This window comes from Bradyrhizobium sp. CCBAU 45321 (genome assembly GCF_028128975.1).
GTDB classification, from domain to species: domain Bacteria; phylum Pseudomonadota; class Alphaproteobacteria; order Rhizobiales; family Xanthobacteraceae; genus Bradyrhizobium; species Bradyrhizobium yuanmingense.
Genome location: NZ_LFKZ01000102.1, coordinates 1 through 22,692, shown reverse-complemented (window position 1 = coordinate 22,692; position 22,692 = coordinate 1). Strand labels below are relative to the sequence as shown.

Annotated in this window: 21 protein-coding genes and 1 pseudogene; 11 read left to right on the top strand and 11 right to left on the bottom strand. The window is 58.3% G+C overall.

The genetic code is table 11. The annotated features are described in order from the left end of the window. Positions 1–126: 126 nt before the first annotated feature. A complete protein-coding gene (locus tag ACM43_RS11725) occupies positions 127–660 on the top strand; it encodes a LysR family transcriptional regulator (protein ID WP_202948148.1) in 534 nt (177 codons plus the stop codon). A 29-nt stretch (positions 661–689) separates the two neighbouring features. Then, positions 690–1,049 (top strand): hypothetical protein, encoded by a 360-nt coding sequence (locus tag ACM43_RS11720; RefSeq protein ID WP_244429389.1) that lies wholly within the window; start codon positions 690–692, stop codon positions 1,047–1,049. Positions 1,050–2,318: 1,269 nt separating this feature from the next. Here ACM43_RS11720 and ACM43_RS11715 read toward each other — a convergent pair. Next, positions 2,319–2,828 carry a flavin reductase family protein gene (locus ACM43_RS11715; protein ID WP_063822483.1) on the bottom strand — a complete coding sequence of 170 codons (510 nt, stop codon included), beginning with the start codon at positions 2,826–2,828 and terminating at the stop codon, positions 2,319–2,321. A gap of 76 nt (positions 2,829–2,904) precedes the next feature. Next, entirely contained in the window at positions 2,905–3,102 is a 198-nt protein-coding gene (locus tag ACM43_RS11710) for a hypothetical protein (protein WP_271540189.1), read from the bottom strand. Positions 3,103–3,178: 76 nt separating this feature from the next. Between ACM43_RS11710 and ACM43_RS11705 the strand changes: the two genes are divergently transcribed. From ACM43_RS11705 to ACM43_RS11690, 4 genes and pseudogenes are all read left to right on the top strand, one after another. Continuing rightward, entirely contained in the window at positions 3,179–3,841 is a 663-nt protein-coding gene (locus ACM43_RS11705; RefSeq protein WP_036029458.1) for an SOS response-associated peptidase, read from the top strand. Positions 3,842–3,970: 129 nt separating this feature from the next. Then, positions 3,971–4,236: pseudogene (locus tag ACM43_RS11700) on the top strand (hypothetical protein). Between the two features lie 33 nt (positions 4,237–4,269). After that, the gene (gene dinB / locus ACM43_RS11695; protein ID WP_244429385.1) at positions 4,270–5,388 is read left to right on the top strand and encodes a DNA polymerase IV; all 1,119 of its coding nucleotides are present in this window, start codon (positions 4,270–4,272) and stop codon (positions 5,386–5,388) included. 70 nt (positions 5,389–5,458) lie between these two features. Next, positions 5,459–6,355: a 3'-5' exonuclease gene (locus tag ACM43_RS11690; RefSeq protein WP_036029461.1), complete on the top strand. Its 897-nt coding sequence runs from the start codon at positions 5,459–5,461 to the stop codon at positions 6,353–6,355. Positions 6,356–6,460: 105 nt separating this feature from the next. Here ACM43_RS11690 and ACM43_RS11685 read toward each other — a convergent pair whose 3' ends face one another. From ACM43_RS11685 to ACM43_RS11665, 5 genes are all read right to left on the bottom strand, one after another. Then, positions 6,461–7,156, bottom strand: coding sequence for an RES family NAD+ phosphorylase (locus ACM43_RS11685; RefSeq protein WP_081493023.1), 696 nt, complete (start codon positions 7,154–7,156; stop codon positions 6,461–6,463). Continuing rightward, positions 7,157–7,402 (bottom strand): hypothetical protein, encoded by a 246-nt coding sequence (locus tag ACM43_RS11680; protein WP_197423206.1) that lies wholly within the window; start codon positions 7,400–7,402, stop codon positions 7,157–7,159. It lies immediately after the preceding gene. A 371-nt stretch (positions 7,403–7,773) separates the two neighbouring features. Beyond that, a complete protein-coding gene (locus ACM43_RS11675; RefSeq protein ID WP_036029466.1) occupies positions 7,774–11,160 on the bottom strand; it encodes a TM0106 family RecB-like putative nuclease in 3,387 nt (1,128 codons plus the stop codon). Positions 11,161–11,184: 24 nt separating this feature from the next. Beyond that, positions 11,185–11,898 carry an RES family NAD+ phosphorylase gene (locus tag ACM43_RS11670; RefSeq protein WP_050996128.1) on the bottom strand — a complete coding sequence of 238 codons (714 nt, stop codon included), beginning with the start codon at positions 11,896–11,898 and terminating at the stop codon, positions 11,185–11,187. Then, positions 11,898–12,284, bottom strand: coding sequence for an antitoxin Xre/MbcA/ParS toxin-binding domain-containing protein (locus tag ACM43_RS11665; protein ID WP_036029469.1), 387 nt, complete (start codon positions 12,282–12,284; stop codon positions 11,898–11,900). The genes ACM43_RS11670 and ACM43_RS11665 overlap by 1 nt, the downstream gene beginning before the upstream one ends. A gap of 160 nt (positions 12,285–12,444) precedes the next feature. On the opposite strand from ACM43_RS11665, the gene ACM43_RS11660 reads away from it, so the two are divergent. The 4 genes from ACM43_RS11660 to ACM43_RS11645 are packed head-to-tail and all read left to right on the top strand — an operon-like array spanning position 12,445 to position 15,275. Continuing rightward, positions 12,445–12,993, top strand: coding sequence for a hypothetical protein (locus tag ACM43_RS11660; RefSeq protein ID WP_036029471.1), 549 nt, complete (start codon positions 12,445–12,447; stop codon positions 12,991–12,993). After that, positions 12,986–13,480, top strand: a complete 495-nt coding sequence (locus ACM43_RS11655) for a DUF7665 family protein (protein ID WP_036029474.1) — start codon at positions 12,986–12,988, stop codon at positions 13,478–13,480. The genes ACM43_RS11660 and ACM43_RS11655 overlap by 8 nt, the downstream gene beginning before the upstream one ends. Next, complete coding sequence (locus ACM43_RS11650) at positions 13,428–13,904, top strand: hypothetical protein (protein WP_271540177.1); 477 nt, start codon at positions 13,428–13,430, stop codon at positions 13,902–13,904. Before ACM43_RS11655 ends, ACM43_RS11650 begins: the two co-directional genes overlap by 53 nt. Before the next feature lie 45 nt (positions 13,905–13,949). Next, complete coding sequence (locus ACM43_RS11645) at positions 13,950–15,275, top strand: hypothetical protein (RefSeq protein ID WP_036029479.1); 1,326 nt, start codon at positions 13,950–13,952, stop codon at positions 15,273–15,275. A gap of 47 nt (positions 15,276–15,322) precedes the next feature. Here ACM43_RS11645 and ACM43_RS11640 read toward each other — a convergent pair whose 3' ends face one another. Both ACM43_RS11640 and ACM43_RS11635 read right to left on the bottom strand, forming a co-directional pair. Beyond that, positions 15,323–17,485 carry a family 16 glycosylhydrolase gene (locus tag ACM43_RS11640; protein ID WP_081493025.1) on the bottom strand — a complete coding sequence of 721 codons (2,163 nt, stop codon included), beginning with the start codon at positions 17,483–17,485 and terminating at the stop codon, positions 15,323–15,325. A gap of 6 nt (positions 17,486–17,491) precedes the next feature. Further along, positions 17,492–18,340, bottom strand: a complete 849-nt coding sequence (locus ACM43_RS11635; RefSeq protein WP_050996130.1) for a glycosyltransferase family 32 protein — start codon at positions 18,338–18,340, stop codon at positions 17,492–17,494. A 145-nt stretch (positions 18,341–18,485) separates the two neighbouring features. Here ACM43_RS11635 and ACM43_RS11630 point away from each other — a divergent pair, with 145 nt between their 5' ends. Continuing rightward, entirely contained in the window at positions 18,486–20,105 is a 1,620-nt protein-coding gene (locus ACM43_RS11630; protein ID WP_036029483.1) for a carbamoyltransferase C-terminal domain-containing protein, read from the top strand. A gap of 122 nt (positions 20,106–20,227) precedes the next feature. On the opposite strand, the gene ACM43_RS11625 is transcribed toward ACM43_RS11630, so the two are convergent. Both ACM43_RS11625 and ACM43_RS11620 read right to left on the bottom strand, forming a co-directional pair. Beyond that, the gene (locus ACM43_RS11625; protein WP_244429386.1) at positions 20,228–22,267 is read right to left on the bottom strand and encodes a hypothetical protein; all 2,040 of its coding nucleotides are present in this window, start codon (positions 22,265–22,267) and stop codon (positions 20,228–20,230) included. Further along, positions 22,237–22,692 (bottom strand): helicase-related protein (locus ACM43_RS11620; RefSeq protein ID WP_271540172.1); only part of this gene is annotated, 456 nt, incomplete at its 5' end. The genes ACM43_RS11620 and ACM43_RS11625, both read right to left, overlap by 31 nt.

Here is a 22,692-nt window from a genome sequence, read left to right as displayed (position 1 = left end):
TCAATTTGCTCAAATGCCGCCTTCGTTGGCACATGACGTCAGGACTTTAGGAGCAATAAGAGTTATCCTAATAATGCCAATCGACTATGATTGTTATTCACTCGATGTATAACCCTCGAGGTCGTGATGACCGTTGAAGTACGCCTATTGGAATTCTTCCTGCGCGTGGCTGAACTCGGCAGCATCAACAAGGCAGCTGCGAGCGTGCATCTGTCGCAGCCGGCGCTGTCGCGGCACATTGCGCTCCTCGAACACCAGATGGGCAACAAGTTGTTCATCCGCACTCCCGGCGGCGTCGACCTCACGGAGGCTGGCAAGATGCTCTCTGATCGCGCCCGTCCTCTGTTGCGCCAGCTTACTCTCCTTAAAGAGCAGGTCGGCGAAAAAGCCTCGGGCCAACTTGCCATCGGCACGCCGCCCGCATGGCAACAGGTCGTGACATCCCCCTTCGTGGAGAAGCTTGCGGGGCGGCACCCCGGTATCACGCTCCGTGTCTACGAGGGTGTCAGCAATATCTTGCGCGAGTACATGTCCGCGCGCCTGCTCGACATTGCCATCGTGCCGTACGACTCCTCGCCTACCGCAAGACGCCGCTGGTGCGCGAACCGATGGTGCTGGTCGGTCGATGAGAGGATGCACTACACCCCGACAAACCAGTAGCACTGTCTAAGCTTGACGGCTTGCGGCTGGTGCTTCCTGGACGTCCGAATGTGGCGCGGGTCCAGGTCGAGCACGCCCTGGAACGCAAAGGTATGCAGTTTCGATTGGCCGTCGAGACCGACACGCTGAGCCTTTGCCTCGACCTCGCACGCCGCGGAGTCGGATATTCCGTCGTGCCAGCCTCTTCGCTCTTTGAGCATGGCTTGGGAGATGCGATCAGTTGGGGACCGATCAAGGGGCAATTTGTAACCTGGGCACTCTGCGAGAATTTGGACCGAACTCACTCGCAAGCGGTGCGTGAGGGCCGCGGGCTCCTGATCAAGGCGGTGTCCGACGCGCTCGAGCTCAAGGTCTGGGCGCGCGCCGAACGCCCAAAAGCTAAAGCCTAGCGAAGCGTACGCGCCGATCCATGGGAACGTCCGCTCCGGGTCACAACCGGCGGTCGGTCAGAGCCTGCGTCCGCTCTGCCTCCCAATGCAACATTGCGAATGCCTCAGCCCGGCCGGCTAAGGGCCAACAGGCGATATCTCAGCCGGACATGAACGAAGGCCGCCAACTGTGGTGGCCCTCGGGACGACAGTTGCATGGGTCGGTGCCGAGCGGTGCCGACCACTCTGCAACGTCGAACATTGGCGACCTTACAGGCGCCCCCTGCAAGTCTCGCGATACCTGCGGCAATTTCCTGCGCCTTGTTCGCCCAGCTCGTTCTTGTAGAGGCAGGCCTGTCTTAATTCGGCGCACACATCCCTACGTACTGGTCGCTGGCAGGTCTCCCGGTATCTGCGGCAATTTCCTTCGCCCCGTTCCCCTAGAGCGTCCTTGTTTTCGCAGGCAAGCCGCAATTGCTCGCATTGCCGACCACCTCGGCCGTCGTACACTCGGACGCCTCCCGGTCCAAACTCCACGGATTGGGAGAAGGCGGAGATCGGAATTACGAAAAGAGCAGTTGCTGCTGCGGCGCCGAACGCATGCTTGCGCATAGCCGAAATATGGATCTTCCTCATTAGCGTCTCCTCCAGTATGCGTAGGTTACGAAGCGGCGTGGAGTCGGATCCACGGCTGGGAACTACGTCTATGTGTTCACGAACCCTTTAGTTCCTGGACGAAGACCTTAAAAAGGTTGATCTGAACCCCGGCCAAATGGGCAGTTCAGAGAATGTTTATTCAGGGCTTACCGACCTTCGCGTTCACATCGGGCTGTTCCCCAACGGCTCGATTCCGGTTCGGATCAAAATCGGCGGTCCAGACCGCTGCAATCAGTTTCCGCTCTACACCCGACAGCCGACGCCCACCGAGCATTCCGCTGGGCAGCGATGGGCCACAAGCTGACTCGCAAACGATCCATTGATGCCGGTCTAGTTCCACAACCTCTGTTTACTATCAGGCTGCACCTGCTCCAGCCGCAATGCGCGTAAGTGAACATGAAGACATTACGCAGCTTGATCTTAGCAATCATTGTCGTTTTGCTCGGCTTGGGCCTTTATGCTGTTGTTCTCGCAACCTTGTCCCCCGAATGGATATTTTCTGCGGGTCGCCCCGTGCCCTTTTGCAAATGTCTGGCGTCAAAAACGGCGCCGTCGCTGCCGTAGGTCCGGCGGGATTTTCGCAATCATGTCGCTTGCCAATGGACAAGGTATGGGCGATCTCGGTCGGCGCCTTCACCGAACGTCCGGCGCTCCGATGCGTGTGTCCGCAGGAACGTCTTTCGGCAGGCAATAGCGGCTGCGGCAATATATGAGCGGGGTGCACACGTTGCTCAATTCGAAACCGACAATCCGCCCCAGTATGATCGCGTGATCGGCCTCCTCGATCGTTGTCGTTCTTCGACAATTGAAGGCGGCAGCCGCACCGATGAGGATCGCGTTCCCCGATGCATCTTCGCCATGAGCGACATCCTTCCACTTTTCCTCGCCGGAGGTCGCAAAGCGATTGGACAAGTCGCGCTGTGAAGAGCTCAGGATGTTGACCGCGAAGCAGTCCGCGGCGCGCATCGCGGCGTAGGATGCTCGCGACTTACCAACGCAGAACAATATGGTCGGCGGAGAGAGCGATACGGACGTGAAGGAGTTGGCAGTAAAGCCGAAGTGCCTACCGTCGGAAGGTGTGGTGATGACGGTCACCCCGGTCGCGAAACAGCCGAGGGCTCTCTTGAGGTCGGGATCGGTCACCTTACGGCTCCCCAGTTATGACGGGACGCCGGGTCCGTTCGGCTCAATTCCGACGGATCCGACGCGGATTAGCGGATCAGGCGACCTTTTCGGCTGGCTTGAGGTCGCGAGCAGCCTGATTTTTGGCCCGCCAATGAGCACCGGACGTGGTCGGCAGGTAACGCGCAGGATTGGTGGGCGACACGCAGGTCGGAAGACAGGATACGTCGGCGTCGTAGTTGGGCTGGTGAAAGAACACCATCGAGATCCGTCGGCTCGATCCGGCTTTATCCAACGGCGGATTCATCACGCGGTGAAGCGTGGATACACGCGGGGGCGCTTTCGAACCTACACGGGATAGGCGGCGCTGAATGTGCAATCTCTACTCGATCACAACCAACCAGGCGGCGATCGCCGGTCTGTTCAGGCGCATGAACCGCTATGTCGGCAATCTGGCGCCGATGCCCGGTGTGTTTCCCGACTATCCGGCGCCGGTGATCCGCAATGCCGGCGATGCCGAGGAAATGGTGCTGATGCGCTGGGGCATGCCGCCCCCGTCCAAGACGGGCGGGCCGCCGGTCACCAATATCCGCAATACGTCCTCGCCGCATTGGCGCGGCTGGCTGAAGCCGGAGAACCGCTGCCTCGTGCCGGCGAACAGCTTCGCCGAATACGCCCCCGAGCCAAATCCGGGGACAAAGAAGAAGGACCTCGTCTGGTTCGCACTCGAGGAAAGCCGGCCGCTGTTCTGTTTCGCCGGCATCTGGACCGAGTTCAGAGGCGACCGCGGCACCAAGTCGAAGCCGATCCCCGGCCCCCACCTCGTCTACGGCTTCCTGACGACGTCGCCCAATGCGGTAGTCGAGCCGATCCATCCGAAGGCGATGCCGGTGATCCTGACCACCGAAGGGGAGCGCGACGTCTGGATGCGCGCCCCCTGGGATGAGGCGAAGGCACTGCAGCGCCCTTTGCCCGACGACGCACTGAAGATCGTCATGCGCGGCGAAGACAAGGAAGACAAGGTCGCAGGGTAGTCAGGTTTTGCACGGAACGGCGGAACACGTGGAAAAGCCGCAGCCATCGCGATCGCGAATCCCTGCCCCGTGCTAACCGAGCGGAACAGATGAAAGGCGGGTGGATTCGTCCCGGCAGAAACGATCTCGATGCTGATGACGAACGAACGGCGGCCGGCGATTCGGACATTGCGCGGCTGGGCAATATCCGCGCTGCAGGAAGCCGGTGCCATCCGCGAGTGCGAGGAGCATGGCTGGATGCAGGATCGCGCCGATCCGCATGCCCGCGAGCGCGCGTTCGATATCGCTCGGGCGGATCCGCCGCCCGGGGTTTCATCACAAGCGGCTGCGGTGGCGATCGCCGAGGTGCTGGACTCGATCGGCGACGCCTGCCCCGATGCCCGCCGGAAGATTGAAGCCGACTCCGCCGCGACGTGTCCGGCGGCCCCATGTACAATCTGCGCATGGTCTCTCCCGATCCGGAACACGGCGTCTCGACGGCACCGCACCGCAAGATCATCCATATCGACATGGATGCATTCTACGCGTCGGTCGAGCAGAGAGATAATCCGACCCTACGCGGCAAGCCCGTCGCGGTGGGCGGTTCGGCAGAGCGCGGCGTCGTCGCCGCCGCGAGCTACGAAGCCCGCAAATTCGGTGTTCGTTCCGCCATGGCCTCGGTCACCGCGAAGCGGCAATGTCCCGACCTGATCTTCGTCAAGCCGCGCTTCGAGGTCTACAAGGCGATCAGCCGGCAGATCCGCGAGATCTTCGCCGAGCACACGCCGATCATCGAGCCATTGTCGCTTGACGAAGCCTACCTCGACGTCACCGAGAATTTGCAAGGTATCCCGTTGGCCAGAGATGTCGCGCTCCGGATCCGCGAGAAGATCAAGGCGGAGACAGGCCTGAACGCCTCGGCGGGCATCTCCTACAACAAGTTCCTGGCAAAATTCGCCTCCGATCACCGCAAACCCAACGGACAATACGTCATCTCGCCAGAGATGGGACCGGCCTTCGTCGAGACGCTGCCGGTCGGGAAATTTCACGGTATCGGGCCGTCGACCGCCGCCAAGTTCAACGCCTTCGGGATCTGGACCGGCCACGACATCCGTAATCAGTCTCTCGCCTTCCTGCAGGAGAACTTCGGCAAGTCCGGTACCTACTACTACTGGATTTCTCGCGGCATCGACGAGCGCCCTGTTCGAGCCAATGGGATCCGAAAGTCCGTTGGAGCCGAAAATACATTCTCGATCGATCTAACCGAATTCGACGCGATGGTGGCAGAACTCGAGCCGTTGATTGACAAGGTCTGGCGGCACTGCGAGTCGGCGGGCACTCGGGGACGAACGGTGTCACTCAAAGTGAAGTTTGCAGATTTCGAGATCATCACGCGCAGCCGATCCCTTCCTTCGGCTGTCGCAAGCCGCGATGAGCTCGGACATCTGGCGATTGGCCTGCTGGAGGACAACATGCCTCTTCCAAAGCCGGTGCGCCTGCTGGGAGTATCTCTGTCTTCCTTGCAAGGCGAGAACGACACGAAGCCGCAACTGGATTTCGGGCTTTGAACCGGACTAGACTTCCGGCTCGGCTAAGCCCGATGCCCGGGCCCCCTATCCGGAGGATCGCAATACCCCAATGCTTGAAACGGATCTAACTCTGGCCGCGATGGCCGAGGCGTTGGCCAAATCCGCTGACTACCGCGTCCTCCGGCGTCTGGTCCCAAGGGAGCGTTTCGCTCCACCTATTGATCGAAGCACCAAGACAGGCGTCCTGCTTGACGTGGAAACAACCGGCCTCGACCAGCGAAAGGACGAGGTGGTAGAGCTCGGGATGGTCAAGTTCGATTACCGGCCAGACGGTCGTATCGCGGGGATCAGAGATGTCTTCTCGTCGTTCAACGAGCCGTCCCAGCCAATCCCGTTTGAGGTCACCGCTCTGACCGGGATTACGAACGAGATGGTGGCTGGACAGCGGATCGACGAGGCGGCCGTCTCTTCGTTCGCGGATGACGCTGTGATCGTCATTGCCCACAATGCAAGCTTTGACCGAAAATTCACGGAACGCTACTGGCCCATTTTCCAGCGCAAAGCCTGGGGTTGCTCGGCGACCGAGGTTGCGTGGCGGAAACACGGCTTCGAGGGCTCGCGCCTGGCTTACCTCCTCAACAGGGCCGGTTTCTTCCACCAGGCTCATAGAGCCGTCGACGACTGTCATGCCCTGCTTGAGATTCTCTCATTCGAACTGGCGACGACCGGCACAACTGCGCTTGCCGTCCTGCTCGAGCAGGCTCGCAAGAAGACTATACGGGTGTGGGCTGAGCAATCGCCCTTTGAACTCAAGGACGCGCTCAGACGGCGCGGCTACCGTTGGAGCGACGGAAGCGATGGCAGACCGCGATCATGGTACGTCGACGTTGACGAAGACAAGCTTGATGACGAAATCGTCTTCCTCAACACCGAGATCTATCTCCGTGAGGCGGAGCCGCGCTTGCAGACCTTAACGGCGTTCGATCGTTTTTCGGTCCGAGCCTGAGACCATCGTTCGGGTGCCCTTATCCTCGCGCCCTGAGGATGAGACCGGAGTCGGTGTTCGAAAGGCTTCGATAGCGGGAGGCGTCGCTCGCAAAACAGCGTGCTCCTACTGTCCTTGGCGAGTCACCGCCGGATTTCTAGTCCCCTGCCATTCAAGGCGCCAAATGCCGCCTTGACGCAAATTCTGGACAAGGTCAGGTCGAAAACAGACGAGGCAAGTACCGCCGACGTGACGAATTGAGGGATAGATGATCCCGTTGCTCGAGTGATCGATCCGCAATTGTCGGGCCAAGTTCTGGCCCGCCGGATAGGCAATCGAGGGGTCCTTATGCAGAATCTGGTCAACTTCGATGTCCACATCACGCAAATCGTGGAATGGGCCGAAGAAATCAGCAATGAGTTCAGCGTAGTCGGTGACGTTTTCGAAGCGACCAACGGCTTCAAGTTCCCGCGTCAGGTGATACGAAACCTCTCCAATCGCGGTGTCTGCATCGAAGGCGCAATACCAGGCACCCCGATCGTCGTCATTGAAACGATTTCCGCCGGGGCGTGTGTGCGTAAACGCAGCGTTGATGAACGTAAAGCCAGCTCGACCAAATACCAGCTCGCGTGGATCGAGCTGCGGAAGCCCGGTCTCCTGCGCCACCAGCCGTCCATTTGAGGCGCTTTCCAGCGCAGCTAGATCCTCAAGCGCACCGTGATTGGCAGCAAGCGGAAGCAATACCGGGTCTTTGAGACGACCGGTTGAGATCAGCCGCACCGTGTCGCGCTGCGTCAGGTTTAACGTTGGCAGCAAGGACATTCATAAACCGCCGCGCAGTGCGTCGATATGCCGGCGTACTTCCAGCATCTTTGGAATGCCGCCTTCTATCATCGTATCGAGCGGACGTCGTCCACCATAGAGCGGCCCCTTGTTGACGAGCCGCACCCACTCGTCCGATAGCGGCTCCGAGAAAAGCAAACGAAGCCCCTTGAAGATGCCGATAAGCGCACTGATCCTCGTCAGTGTGTCCTGCGATAACGTGCCCGACCACTCCCCCTTCTTCATTCGAAACCAGGTTCGTTCAGACACGTCACCAAGCAGTGCGCAAACTTCGGGTCCAGTCAAACGCCAGATCTCGGCAAGCCGAACCACGCCGTCGACTGCAGATCGCGTCAGTCGTTCACGGGTAGATGCATCAGAGAGGTTTGGAGCCGATGGCCCCACTCCCGGGTCTATCGCTGGTCTAACAGCTGCTTGGTTCATCGAAGCGGCCCTCCGCCAATTGGCAGTCAATATACTGCCAATTGGCAGATTTGCAACCCCTCGGTTAAATACTTGTAGTTCCAATAGAATCCTTGTCATTGACCACCGGTTGTCCCGCTACCCTCAAGTTTGGCGATGCAAAACAGGCCCGGGCTCAATTTGAAGGTAGGCCGCTAGTTAGAACTCTGCGAAGCTACCAACTGGTCAGAGTAGTGTTTTGCCCAGCACAGCGTATTCACGAGCTGCATCTGCTCGATCGTATGACAAGGGATTTCCAAGAGACGCGGGCTGGCAAAGACTACCGAAAGGCAGCGCGCCCGGCTTATCGCCACATTGAGACGGTTGCGGCTGTAAAGAAACTCGATGTTGCGCGGCATATCCTCTCCGGATGACGTGGTCATCGAAATCAAAACAACAGCCGCTTCTTGTCCTTGGATCTTGTCGACTGTTCCGACACGAGCGCCGTTCGGCAGGACGTCGCGCAGATGGTTCACCTGCATGTTATATGGCGTTACGACCAGAATGTCGTCGACGCTGATCGTCTTCTTGGTGCCTTTCTGGTTGACCCACGTTTTGCCGAGCAGTGTTTCGTAAGTCTTCTTAAGTCGCTCGGCCTCTGGCGGGCACCGTTGCGCAAAGCCGGCATGATCGACGGGGACAAAGCGCAGTCCGGTCGCAGCTAGCGCCTCATCTTTGGTATCGCCAATGTCGATAGTTTGCTGTTTGGCGGATGGGTCGGATACGAGGCGGCCGTCGTAGACAGCGTCTGAGATGAATTTGCAGATGCCGGGGTTCATCCGGAACGTCGTTGCCAAGAAGATGCCCCTGTCCGGCGGAACGGTTGTCAAGCCGGCTAGCAAGTGATCGAGTCCCGAGATACCGGAGCCACCCGGATGTGCGCCCTGAATCGGTTGAGACAGTTGCATTTGGTCTCCGACGAGAACGACATTTTTCGCGGCAACACCCATCGCAATCACGTTCGCAAGGCTCACTTGACCTGCTTCATCAATGAACAGGTAGTCGAGCGTCTGATCGAGATCGGGCCGCGCAAAGAGCCAAGCGGTGCCAGCAATGAGCTGATGATTAGCTTGGGCCGCGGCCGCGTCTTTGTTCTCCGCGTTGGTAATCATCGTTCCCTGGAAATAGTGTTCCTCTTTGGTTGAACCCTTAATGCCGCTGAAGCGGATACCCTTCTCTTTTGCGACAGCTTCAACGTCCTTCAGCAGATTATTGATGGCCTTGTGCGAGTTGGAGGCGACGCCGACGCGTTTCTTCTCCGCCAAAAGGGCGACGATTGCGTGCGACGAGGTATAGGTCTTGCCAGCGCCGGGCGGGCCTTGGATGAGCATGTAGCTTTGGTCAAGGCGCTTTAGTGCGGCCACCGATCCATCCAGAAGGTCTGCGCCTTGCGCGATGATGGGCGCGCCTTGCTCCTGCTTCACAAGGCGCGGCACGGATTTCTTCATAATGTCGGTCAGGGCACGGTAACTAGCTTGATCGCCCCCGATAACAGCTTCGGCATAGCGATGGACCGCGCCGCGCAAAACCAGATCGCCCAAAGGGCCCTCAGGAATGAGGGAGGCACCGTCTGCGATGCGCGACCATTTCGGTCCAAGCTTCAACGATATGCGCCGTGCGTCTTCATCCAGTTCGACGATTTCCCCGGCCGGCTCAAGCGTGCCGGCACGCAAAACGTCGTCGCCCACGCGCATCTTGAAGTCCTGGGGCGGGAACGTGAACGAGTAGACCATCGATTTCTTTTCTGGGCGGGGCGGACGCGCGGGGTCGGGGCTAAGCACGCCGATACACTCGGCGTCATCGATCAATTCCTCGTCGGTCATTTCTTGGCGTGTGAACATCGCCCAGAATTTTGGCTTGGCCTCTCGCCGATGGAATTCGAGTAAATAGGCCAGCAAGGTCCGCCACGGACGATCTTCGGGCAGGCATCCCGTTGTGAGTGCCTGAATGTGCGCGGCGGTGCGCTGCTCCGCCTCGATGCGCTTTTGCTCGCGCACGGGATCAGCCTTCTCCGGCGCGATTTCCGTGGGCCACGGCATGGTGGCAGGGCGCAGTGTGACAAGCCAATCCCGGCATTTCGCAGTCGATTGGCAATCAAGCTTGTTGTAAGCCTCGATTTCGTCGAGCAACTCTTTGGCGCCAAGGCGGCGGAACCGCTCATAGATGATGATGCTATCACCCGCTGTGGTGACCGTCCCGGATCGTGCCTCATCGAGGTATAATGCTTCGATATTCTTTATCGAATATCGGGGCTCCGAGATCCGTACGGCTTCGCGAACAACTTTGTAAAGGTCGACGAGCTTGTGCCGGCGCAGCAGATTATCGACCTCTGTTTCCCGCGTGCCGTGAAACATCGCGAGGCGCTTCAAGGCTGACTCTTCGTAGCTGGCATAATGGTAGATGTGGGCGGCGGGATGAGACACAAGACGCGCGGTCATGAAGTCGACGGTGTTCTCGAATGCCTTCTTCTCATCTTCGCGATTATGCGCCCAGAAAGCCGTGAACTTCTCCTGCCCCCCATCGTAGTGAACAAGACCAAAAAGATACTCGAGTCCCCATTCGTAGAGGGGATCGCCTTCCATATCGAAGAAGAGGTCGCCGGGGTCCGGCTTGGGAAGCCGCTCAAAGCCGCGGCCGGGCGATGGCGGCAGCATTTCGTGCTGGTTCTTTCCGGTATCACGGCGCGCCAGCTGCAAAGCGGCCTGCGCGCGCAACCGCGACAGGGTATCGGCTTGCAGGTTCTGAATACGTGCGGTCGCCGGCATAGCTGCGAGCTGGCGGACAGTCGTGATGCCGCTTGCCCGTAGCTTATCGACCTGGCTGCGTTGAATGTTCGCAACGAGGCTCAAGTGATCGTTCGCCTCCCATTCAGCAGTGCAAGTGTCGGACCACCGGCAAAAGGTACAATGACCACACGGCTCTGCGAGCGAGGTCGTCGGAGGCGTCCCAACAAAGGTTTCGAACCGCCCCCGCGCCACGCCGTAATAGTGGCGCACGTCGGATGTACGAAGTGAAGCCATGCGGCCGTCACCGAGCACGACGTGCAACTGCCGCGGTTCGACGCCCTGAGCGGCGCCAAGAAGATCGGCGTAAACGCAAAGCTGCACCACGTGCTTCGGCTTGGCGGTACGCGCGAGTTTCGTGTCGGCGACGTCATAGGCATAGTCACCCAACTGCGATGCTGTTCCATTGACGCGAAGGAGGAAATCCGAGAATCCATGCCAAGGGGAACCATAGAGCGCGCCCTGATAAACGACATCGGCGCCAGCTTGCATGGCCTTGTGCGTGGCCGCGACACGATCCCCAAGCGACCCTTCGCTGGCTATCTCGGCAACGGTTCGTCCTTCTTTCCTCAGCCGGGCGAGGTAGGCCTTCTCGTGTTCGATGCCTTTTTCCTGAAGGAGCTTGGCCTGCTCGTCGTCTTCCGGAAGGGCCACCGGATGCGCAAGCTGGCGCAAATCGTTGAACGTGGCATGCGTGCAGCCAAGATAGTTCACGAGGTCGGTCGCCGAATAAATCCGCCTTCCTGCTTCCTCCCTCATGATTGCCCCCCTCGTTTTTACTATCTATTCGGCAGCATCTCTGCCGGCGGCGGGGGCTAATAAGCCTCCCCGCAGTATCTCTTTTCCGTCTGAAAAGTCGTAGATGCTTTTGATCTTCTGCCCGTCCCAGACGAACCGGTAATGAGCCCCCTGAACGGCGCGCGGCAGCAAGGCTCCGTCGAACACGGCAAGGAAGCGATGTTCGCCGAAGCCCGGCCGGCGGAACAGAATGCCGGGCGAGCCGCTGTCGTGGAGCTGGTGCCCGATCTTCCAGCGCTCGGCCTTTGGGAGGTTGGGATCGAGCTTTGTAAGATCGTGAAAACTTCCTGTAATGCGACGGCTGAAGACACGCATGTCGAGACCCATGGCGGGTTCGCACGTGCTGCCGAGAAATTCCTCGCGACGCAGTAGGGCAAAGGCCAGAGCCGTGTTCATATCGCTGGCCAGCTCAAGGCACCCGAGCGTCGGCCCGAGAAAAAAGGTCCCACGCGGGTCTTTGTACGCAAAGGGCGCGTGATTCCAGTTTTGGTATTGGCTGGCAGATTTTTCGCCTGCCTTCGGTACGGTGGGCAACTGCTTGATTGCCGCTAGGCGAGGATTCGTGCGCTCCTCCAGAGCTTTTGCGGCACTCTGCACCTGCTCGTCACCCAACCGCTCGTACACCTCGATGGTCGGAAACCGCGAGGGGATGAGCTGGTAACAATCCTGATCGAACGAACGCTTGGAATACATCGCCATCAGCCTCCGCGCTGGGCATCCAGATAAACGCGGACCGCATAGATGTCGGTAAGCTTTCCATCGAGCATCACGTCGAGCGCTGTGCGGCCTCCAAAATACTTGTTGGGCCTTTCGATCCATGTGTCGGCCGCATGTGGATCAGGAACCACTATTTGCAGTGCTTTATAAATGGCGGCGAGGTGCGAGATGCGGTCCTCCGTATCGGTCGATAAGAGGCCACCTTCCTTTTTCCATTTGTAAAACGTCGACCGCGCCGGGGCGCCGAGCAGCGTGATCTGCTGCTCGATCGATAGCTTCCAGGCGTCGGCAATTTTGAAAAAGACATCCAAGGCTCGGCTTGGGGATGCGTTCGCGGATGTTTCGGCGGGTGTGGCGGCGGGCGACATGAGGGCTCCATAAGTCCAAAAACGGACTTGACGTAGCATATTCGTTCGATTACAGATAGTCCAAGAACGTACGACATTATAAATTGTGTCCGTTTCCGAACGATAACTGCGCTCTTGCTGCCGTTTGCGAGACAGAAGCCACGGCTAAAAGGATCATACCATGGAACATGGCAACCTATCCGGGAATCCCAAGCATATTGAGGGGCAGCCTCCCGATTCGGCCGTTCAGGTCATCGAGGTCTTGGAAATCGACGTCGAAATCGAGATCGAGGACCGCGAAGAGGCGATGGGTTTTTCCGTCGTCGTCGACGAGCGTTTCCACGAGACGGTTCGTGCCCGCATCAGCGTGACCGAAGACATGCACCTCTTCGAACACGGCCACGACAAGCCGCTTCCTTGCCCGCCGCATGGACGCAAGGCCATTCGCTTGGTGGGTCACCGCTGCCCGGTCGTCACGCTCCAGGTTCGCTACGAGCATCGCACGATCGAACACCACTTCGCCCCGTCCGAGACGGTCTTCAAGGCCTTGCAGTGGGCCGTGGGCAAGAAAGGCTTCGGACTCGATCCCGTGGCCTCGGCAAAAGCCAACCTGATCTTGCCGGGTGCTGAGGCGCCGCTTCCCCGTGAGGATGCGCTGGGCAAGTTCGTCAAGCACGGTCACTGCACGCTTGTCGTCGACCTCACGCTGAAGGACTTCAGCGATGGCTGATGCTCTTTCGGCCGCGCAACAGACGCTGGACGCGCATCTTCGGTCGGTGCGCTTCCTGACTGGCGTCGATCAAGGGCGCTGGGAGATCGTGCGCTATTGCTTCCCGAAACTCGAAGTGAATGTCACGGGCTTCGATCCGCCGACGGGGCACAGCGCGACATTCGGCTTCCAACTGGTGTGCGACAATTTTCCGGCTGTGGGCCCGTTCATCCAGCACTGGGATCATGCCACTGGCAAACGTCCTGCTCCTCTCATGGCGAGCGCGCCCAGCGTGGTCGATGCGCTAAAGGAGTGGGGTGATCAGTCGGGAACGTATGGCGGCATCTATCGCCCATGGCAGCGTCTTGCCGCGCTGCATAACGGCTGGGCATCGAAGCGACCGGACCTCGTGTGGCGCCGGGATCGGCACATCACATTCATTATGGAGCGCTTGTATGAGCTCGTTTCTGAACACGCTGCTTGGTTGGGTTGGGCTCGCGCCGCCTAGAATTATCTGCGCACGGCGCGTCTGGGAACGGGGCGTGCGCGAGCTTGCGCGCCGCACGCTGAACGAGACACGCGAAAGCGGCGCTTATCTTCTCGGCCATACATTGAAGAACGGCACGCACGAGATCCTCGAATTCGTGTTTTACGACGACGTTGATCCGAAGGCGTTGGCAACCGGCATCGTGACCATTCGTGAAACCGCGTTGCCGCGCCTTTGGGAAATCTGTCGGGCGCGGGGCTATGGCGTCGTCGCAGATGTGCACGTGCACCCGTGCGGTTATGGGCAAAGTGCCTCAGATCGTGCGGGACCGGTTATGCCTCGCCCCGGTCATATCGCGTTCATCCTGCCGAATTTTGCCCGGGCCAATCCCAAGCCCGGCGGGATAGGGATGTACGAATTCCTCGGCAAACGGCAGGTGGGCTGATCACAGCAAGAGAAGCAGCCGCTTTCTGAGAGTCGGGTGGTTCTGATGACGAAACACTGGAAACGCTCCCGTATCACCAAGGCTCTCACCGACGCTGCGCGTGCGAGTTCCTTTAGAGAAGCGGAAGCGCGCCTCGACGCCGTCCACATAGCGGTCATCGTTGGTGCCGATCAGGCTACGACCCGCGCGGGCCAAGCGGCTGCGTTAACCGCCATCGCCACGGCGCGCAAATGCTTCGGCCGTGTCACACTCGTCGGCGAAGCCGACGTTCCACTGATCGCAAAGCTTCCCTTGGGGGCTACACTTCAGCGCGCCGCGCGGCGGCTCGGCGCCCGGATCGCTCGAAAGCCACCTGCAAGAACGACGCACAGGATCATTATTGGAAACACCTCCTCCGGCAATAGCTCGACGATCCGCTGCTGGTGGGACCGGTGGCTATCGGGAACGCGCGCGCGCGGTGAGACGGTCGGTGATTCCCGGCTGGCGCTTTCCGGTGTGTTTGCTGCGGCACTCGCCGTCCGCCAGGTCTTCGCAGGTGTTCTTGCCGGCAAGGTGCTGCGCGCGAGGGACGCCACGGTTTCGCTCTGGACGCCATGGATCTGTGCTGACCGCAATGACCTCGGACCCGAATGCTTCGATGTACCTGACCAATTCTGGTTTCTTGGCCTCGGCCATCTCGGCCAAGGCTTCGTCTGGAACCTCTGTCTTCTTGGTTCAAAAGGCGGCCGCGCCATCCTCCAGGACGATCAAACCATTGGCGAGGAAAACGAGCCAACCAGCCTTCTAGTAACGGAGGACGATATCGGAGAAAAGAAAGCGCGGATCGCTTCAACGTGGCTTGGCGCCGCTGGCTGGACAGCGGACGTGATTGAACGGCGGCATCATGGTGATATTCGGCTTTCACCCGACGACCCGCCGTATCTTTTGAGCGGCCTCGACCGAATTGAACCGCGCCGCGTCATGGCGATGCATGGATTCGACTACATGATTGACGCCGGACTCGGGCATGGGCGCTATGATTTTGAGGGCATCCAACTGCGCGTGGTCGCCAAGGGCGCATCGTCCAGCGATTTGTGGGATGCACCCGAGCATGCCGTTGGCGAGACACTATCGGATCGGCAGGCCAGCGCGGCTTACAAGGACCTCGAAAAGCAGATTGGACAATGCGGCATCGTCAGCTTCGCTGAAGCAAGCACGTCAGTACCGTTTGTTGGCGCAGCCACAGGGGCGCTTGTAATCGCACAAGCCATTCGTCTTGCCTCCTTGGAGTCTACGGCGCGATTTCGGTGCAGCTCGCCGGAGATGGTGTCCGTGGCAGACTTTGTCGCAAAGCCAAGCGTGAACGCTGGGAGCAGCGCACTCCAGTTATAAACGGCACGGACACGATCCCAACCGCGGCGCCGCAAACCCCACGCGGCCTACGCGCCCGCTTTAGATGCCTTCACAGAAATATAGCGCACAAACGCTGATCCGGGCAGTGCACTGACTGATAGCCGGCCCGCAAGATTTCGGGAGCGAGTTGGCCATGTGTTTGCGTGCAACTTCATGGGGAGGTGCGGAATGGGTGTGGGATTCCACATAGTGCGACGGTAAACTTGGTTCCCATCGACAAACCACCGAATCTCGGAGGGGTCCCATTCGATCGCAAATCGATGTGGGGCTTTTGAAGCGTCGAACCCCAATGGGATGGCCACCGGTGTGCCCCGATATCCATAGTCGAACTTTGCACCCTCTGAACCCGGATTATAGAATACGTTGACCAGAAGTCGTGTCGGACGATTTCCAGTGATCTCAATATCGATTTCCTGCCGAGGCGAGGCCCTGTACAGGAAGAATCCGGTTACCAGACCTGAAACGCTTGTTGCTTGTAGAGTGGCCTCGAACCGCCCATACAAAAAGCTGTCCTGGCTCGAAATCGCGGCAGCGCTGAAATTCCGAACGCCAAGCGGTTCTTGGCGAACCGTGAGCGCCAGACCACCGCCCGATTGCGTCGAGACATTGGCTGGACGAAATAGCCCGAGGTTGCCCGGAAACGTATCGTTTCTCAACATCCACCGCGCCAACTGAACGTCGGCGAGATCATCTTCGAAATTTACCAGCGACACACCCGGGCCAGGCTGCCCCAAAACACTTCCGCTGATGCCTTCCCACCCCGCGTGTGGTTCCACAATCCACGGCGACCGGTCGTGCCGAAGCTGCTTTGCTCGATACGGCGTCGGGGGATCGATCGCACTTCCTCGAACCTTGCGCTGTCCGATTTCCTGAACGACGGGGTATGGTGCCGCCGGTGGCGGAAGTCTCAAATGCTCGCAAAGCGTCCGCCAGGGGTTGGCCTCCCTGGGATTCAGATGCACTAGGTCCGCGCCCGCCAGAGCTTCAGTCACGCTGTCATCACAGTGATTAATTGCTTCTTCGCACTCGGTCACGATGAATTTTGCTTTCGGATAGCGAAGCATCAGCGCGCGCAAATGCAGCCTCAGTGAACCTACGTTAACATAGGCATTAAAAATGGGCGGAGCGCGGCCGGCGATCAGCCTTCCGAGTTCCAGTTCTGGAATCTGGTCCAAATCGCTGCAACAGCGATAACCCAGCATTGAGAGCGCCATTGCGAGCGACGACAATCCGGAGTCCGGAGGCCCGAAGGCAAAAACGGGATAATGGCTCGGGCGCTGATGAAACAGTGCGGTGTTGCTGTAATCGAGAACGCCAATCGTGCTTAGAGCAGGAAGGACCGAATACGAGTTCGTGGAAAGGAGGTCGGCACGCTGGTTGACAACCGGGCGACGTAGAGCGCGCACGTCTATCGCATCGAACTTGTGATTTATCCATAGATCGATCGGGCCGCGGCACGGAAGGAGACGAAGAAGCGCTTGAGCGCCTTTCCGCGAGAGTACATACCCTGACAAAAACCAAAGCCCGCGCTCAGGACGAAACACGTTCTTGGAAAGCAATTCCTTTGGGCCGCCGTGGCGAGCCTCCGCATAGGATACATATAACACATCGAAGTCGGGGGAAGACCCGTCGGCTTCTTTCATCTCGCGCCAGGCCTGATCGAGAACGCGCGAAAAGTCTCTCGCGAACCAGACATCATCTTCAAGCACAAGCGCATACGGTGCAGCGGATTGTGCAATCGTCCTCCAGGCACGGATGTGCGAGTGCGCAATTGCGACTTCCGCCTGGCTCATCCGAATTGGCCGAACGAGATCAAATTCATCCGGTAGTGCGTTAGGCTGTGGCTCAACAAAGAGCTGATCGCCGAGCGAATAATGCGGATCGATGTCAGTAAGACCCTCCAGATCGTCGGGGGGCGTTTGCGCGTCGCTTGCAGAAAACCTGCTTGCTCGATCTGCTAGAGGGGTACCGCTAGCATCCAGAATGCAAGCCAGCTCGCGAAGAACATCCGTCCAACGACCGGGTTGTCGATCCAAGTTGATCACGTAGATCTGAGAGATGCCTACCTCATGCGCATCTGTCGGCGGCACAAATGCAAAGCACTGCTTCCGTGGCAAATGTACACGGCATCGTAGAACTAAAGAATGCAGAAACAAGGAGGCGGCGCGTAGCGGCTTCGAAAGGTTCATTCGAGATCAATTTTCGCCACGACGAAACCTCTGCTGGTTAGACAGACGCCAATTTCGAGAGTCGTTGCGGTGGCTTAGGGGCCACCTTGAGACCGCAAACGAATCCCAATCGCGCAGCACGACCAGCTCGCACTCCGCTTGCCCCCATGCTACGCCTCGCTCGAAAATTGACCTCGAAAGATTTCCCGGGCCTGTAGTCGACTGTATCTCAGGCAACACGCCTTCATCGGTGAGTTCGAGAAGCTCCGTCGCGCGCTGGAGCGCCCGTTCGATGATTGGATGCCGCTTGCTTGCTACGAGGGGATTATTGTTAACGTAGAAAATCCAACTAGATTCATAAGCACCGATGCGAAGGAAGCTGTCTGCATTTATCATTGCTGCCGACGCAATGTCGTAACAGAGCGGCTGGACCCTTAGTCGACCGTCTTCAAAGAGCGAGCCGATTTGCGTGCCGACGCAGACATCGTCCGCGTCGACGTAGAGACCTCCTTCGACCAGTAGGTAACACAACCGAAAATAATCGGCCTGCATGGCAGGGTGGTAGCAACGGTCAAACGCGCGTTCGTGGCGCGTGTCGAATGAGCCCCTGATAAACTCTCTGGCACTGTGCTCGTCGAACAAGCGATGCGTGAAGCCGCTTGTCGTCCAACGGCTCCACGAGCCGATGCACTCCTCAATGTCTGCCGGCAATTCGCTGAGATCATGCCAAAACTGCACGATGCTTCTAGGCGGACCTTGCTTGTACCGATCGTTGATTGGGACTTTTGTAGCGCCCCCTTGAACCAACCCCCTGATGAACTCTGAGCGCTGGCGATGGTGCTCAGGACCGTCCGTCATATCTGCGCGACTGGGCATGACCTCTCATGTCAATTGGATTGCTTGTGATGTGCACGAGAAGCTACTGTATACTCATAGTTGCACTAAGGGAAAAGGGTATGTCGCGGTCGGAGAACGCTGGCCGGCAGCAACCGACTGAGGACCGATTAGGGGGCGCAGCGCTATGAATATTCTTTCGTTTAACCCGGGGCATGACGGCGCGATCGCCTACGTGAAGGGGGCGCAGCTACAGGTCTCTATTGAAGCAGAGAAGAATTCGAATTGGCGGTACTCGCCAATATCCAGTCATGACGTATTCAGCGTTCTTGGCGAGGTTGACGAAATTCCCGACGTCGTTTGTACAGGCGGATGGTGGCCACGCGAACACCGCTTGCTCGGCTCAAATACTCTCACCGGATACCGCGGCGTGCCGGATCGCGACGTTATCGTCGAGCGGCGCCGCTTGATGGGCAAGCCAATCCACTATTTCTCGTCCTCTCACGAACGATCGCACGTATTATGCGCCTTCGGCATGTCGAGCCTGCCAAAAGGCACTCCGTGCTACGTGTTGGTATGGGAGGGAGCAATCGGCGCCTTCTACGAGATCGATAGCGAGCTGAAGATAACATTGCTTGCGGATGTCCTGAACCAGCCGGGCAATCGCTATATCTCGCTCTACGGCCTAGCCGATCCCACCTTTCCCAAGGACGCGCCTTTTTGTCGCTTCTCCGATGCTGGCAAACTCATGGCATTGACTTCATTTTCGAAGCGCAATGTACCTACAGCCGAAGAAACAAAGCTTATCGACTTTCTACTGAACCCCCCATTTCTCGAAACAGGCTTATACAGAGGGCTTAAGCATTCGCCGTACTACAATGTAGGACTGGATGATCCGGAGTTTCGCAACTTCGCGGGCATCTTCAGCGACAAGATATTTGACGTCTTCTATCAATTTGCCAGGTCGAACATGAGGAAAGGACTGCCACTGCTGATCGCAGGCGGATGCGGTCTGAATTGCGACTGGAATACCAAGTGGACGGAAACGGGCCTTTTTAGCGAGATTTTCGTGCCACCCGTGGCGAATGATTCAGGTTCGGCGATTGGGACAGCTGTCGACGCCCAATTTCATCTTACAGGCAATCCAAAGATCGCTTGGAACGTCTACTCGGGCCTTGAATTCAATACGGCCGGTTCATTCGATCGTTCGCAATACGATGTTCACGAGACGGACTATGCAATGATTGCCGACATGCTGGCCAATGGTCTCATTCTCGGATGGGTGAGCAGCAAATATGAGATCGGCCCACGCGCGTTGGGTAATCGGTCGATCCTTGCTGCGCCGTTCGAAGACAGCACCAGAATACGTCTGAATCAAATCAAGCAACGCGAACAATTTCGGCCGATAGCGCCCGCTTGCTTGGAAGAAGAGGCTGCGAGATGGTTCGGCTGCGATCACCCAAGCCCTTATATGCTTTACACGCACAAGGTCAGAACGAACGCCCTGGCCGCTGTTACGCACATTAACGGCACCGCTCGAATCCAGACAGTGTCCGCTACGACGAACCGTAAATTATACGCTCTGCTAACCGCATTTAAGGCCCGTACCGGGTATGGCGTCCTCTGCAATACCTCTCTGAACTTCAAAGGCCGAGGGTTCATAAACAAAATTGACGACCTCTCGGCTTATGCTGTCGAGCACAACTTGGATGGCTTTGTGGTTGAGACCAAGACTTATCTTCTTAAATCATCCACGTGTTACCAGGCTTACCTAAAGATGCGAAATTCGGATGCTGCTAAGGCTTGAGCAGCGATGCGGCCCGAATCTGAGGGGCGCACCGATAGGCAAGCATGGCCCGTGATCCCGCGATGTAATTTCTGAGTATTAGGTAGGCTGGAAAGATAAGATTGCCTCCGCTCGAAGCTGAGTTAGCGGAAACCGCCACGCCCGTCTCGCTTTACGACCGCGATTTGGCCGAGAATCGCATTGTCTTTGAACGAGTAGAGCATCGCCGCATGCTGCGTTCTGAGCCCGAGCAAGGACTTGATCTCGACGGCGAGAGCGAGCTTTTGGCGATCAGGCGAGAGTTGTCCGGACTCTATTTGACACTTCTTCGTGTTTACCGCTGACGACACCGAAGGAAGGATGATGTCCCAACGATCTCGTGCATCCACGGCGCGGCGCCTGCCGGCAAGAAGCTCTTCGATAGGCTGAAGACGACGTGACTCGTCTGACAGATACTGGAAATGAACAGAGAGACCCAATAGGGCGCAGGTCTTGAGATCATCCGGATGGGTAGCGGCACCGCTCCACTGACAGTGCTTCGCCTCGATTGGCGCGCAGAACTTCCCGTAAGCGGAACGGATGCCCTCATCTGCTAGGAAGATTGCGTCGGACAGATTGCTCGAGACCAAATGCTCCGCTAGCACACGTTTGCCGCTGACGGACGATGTCCGAAGCTCGCTGGGCAGCACCCGCTTGCCTGTGACCGCGCAGGCTTGAAGGACGTCTGGCGCAACGATCCGTCCAGTCTTGGCGCAGCGTTCGGCCTCACGCGGCAGCAAGGTGCGTTTGGTTTCTTGGCAGCGGACAAATTCCCGGGTATGTCCACGCTTGCCGGAGACGACAGAGCACGCCTCCTGATCAAGCCGATAGGGCTTGTCTGAAACCTCGCTTTTCCCAAGGTGCTCCGAGAGTACATCGGCGCTTGTGAAGGCGCATTGCCCAAAATAGGCAGGCTCTCCCCTCTTGCCGGTGATGGCGCAAGTTTTGAGCAATGTCCGGTCAACGACAGCGTTCGTGATGTCGGACATGCCAGCTTCGTCCACGAGGAGTGACTTCCCAGAAAGCGAACAGCGAAGGAGATGTTCAGGTAATGCATAACGTCCACTCACCTCCGAGCGCGCCAACCGGTGCTTTAGCGCGCGAACGCCGGACAGTTCGCAGGCGGCTAGGCAGTCGGCAGGCACCTCTACACGCGTCAGCGCGCATGGCTCCAGCGCGGGTGCAGTGTCGATCCGATCGTCGGACGGGGTGATGGCGAGGTCGCTCTCATATGACGCGCCATCCAGCTGGTACCGTACCTTCAGATTTATCCGCCGGCTCATCTGGCCGTCCAGGGCCACAAGTGTTGTGTCAATCTGCGGCGTGAACTCATCTTCCAGCTTCTTGCGCTTCCGAGCGTCTTTACCGGCCGACCTCAGTTCGGCGTCGCGCCGCTCGAGATAGAAGCGGTTAAATTCGACGACGTTTGGGTCGCGATTGGCTTCATCCAAAACGAGATTTGAATTGAGACCAGCGACCTCGGGCTGCTGAAGTAGATCCGGCATAGCGTCGAGCGCAGCGGCCGCCTGGGTGTGCTCGATTGGATTGCAGGTAATCGTTACGATGCGCTCGTAACTGTCATGGGCCGTTGTCGCGCGTATGCGGGCAATAGCATTGCCTCCGAACCGGCGCTGCGCGCTCTGGATTGTCACCTCCGGCTTCTTTCCGTTAAAGCTAGATACCCACTCGTCGACAAGCTGTTCTATCCGCTGCCGCGGTTCATGATCGATATCCTGAACCTCATGAAGGCCGGAAGCCGTGACGCGATCAATAAGGCGAAGAAAGGCGGGACTGCCCGGCCTGTAGAGCGGCACCTTTGCATAATCGGGACCAGCATCCTCTATGAGGCGTACGAATTCGGGGGCACCTTTGCCAGTGACGCGCAAGACACCGGGAGCGATATCGTTGACGGTCCCGCCGAGGCTTGTAAGGGCCGCGCGCACGAAAGGCTCGAACTCCATGGAGGGTTTGATCGTTTCGAGCGTCGGCGTCTGGGGGCCGACATAGCCGTAACCATCCTGCGACCCTAACGTTTGCTCGATATTCTCTTTTTCTTCTTCGAGGGTCTTCTTGGCAGCTTCGATGCTGCGGGCGATCCTCTCTGCGGCAGCTTTCATGTCGCGGCCGGCGAGCGCTGCGACCACAAGCTCGCGTATTTTTTCGTCGAAACCGGCCCCCTCTTCCTCGTCGCCGACGCCCGATCCTCGAGCAAGGACTCGATATCGCCGATGGCATCTGTCGCCATCTGCAATTTGGTCATCAGACGGCCGACAATATATTCTTCGAACGTGCCGGCGAGCATCACATTGTAGATGATTACGTTCTTATGCTCAGAGCCGAGACGCTGAACGCGACCGATACGCTGCTCCACGATCATCGGATTCCAAGGCAGATCGAAATTGATCAGCACGTTGGCAATTTGAAGATTGACGCCTTCCGAGCCAGCTTCGGTTGAAACAATGGCACGGATTTCAGGCGGATCGGCACGGAAACGAGCTATGGTCTCTTGGTTTCTTTGGCCGGATGATCCATTGATGATGCCGACCTTGAGACCGAGCTCCTCGAGAAA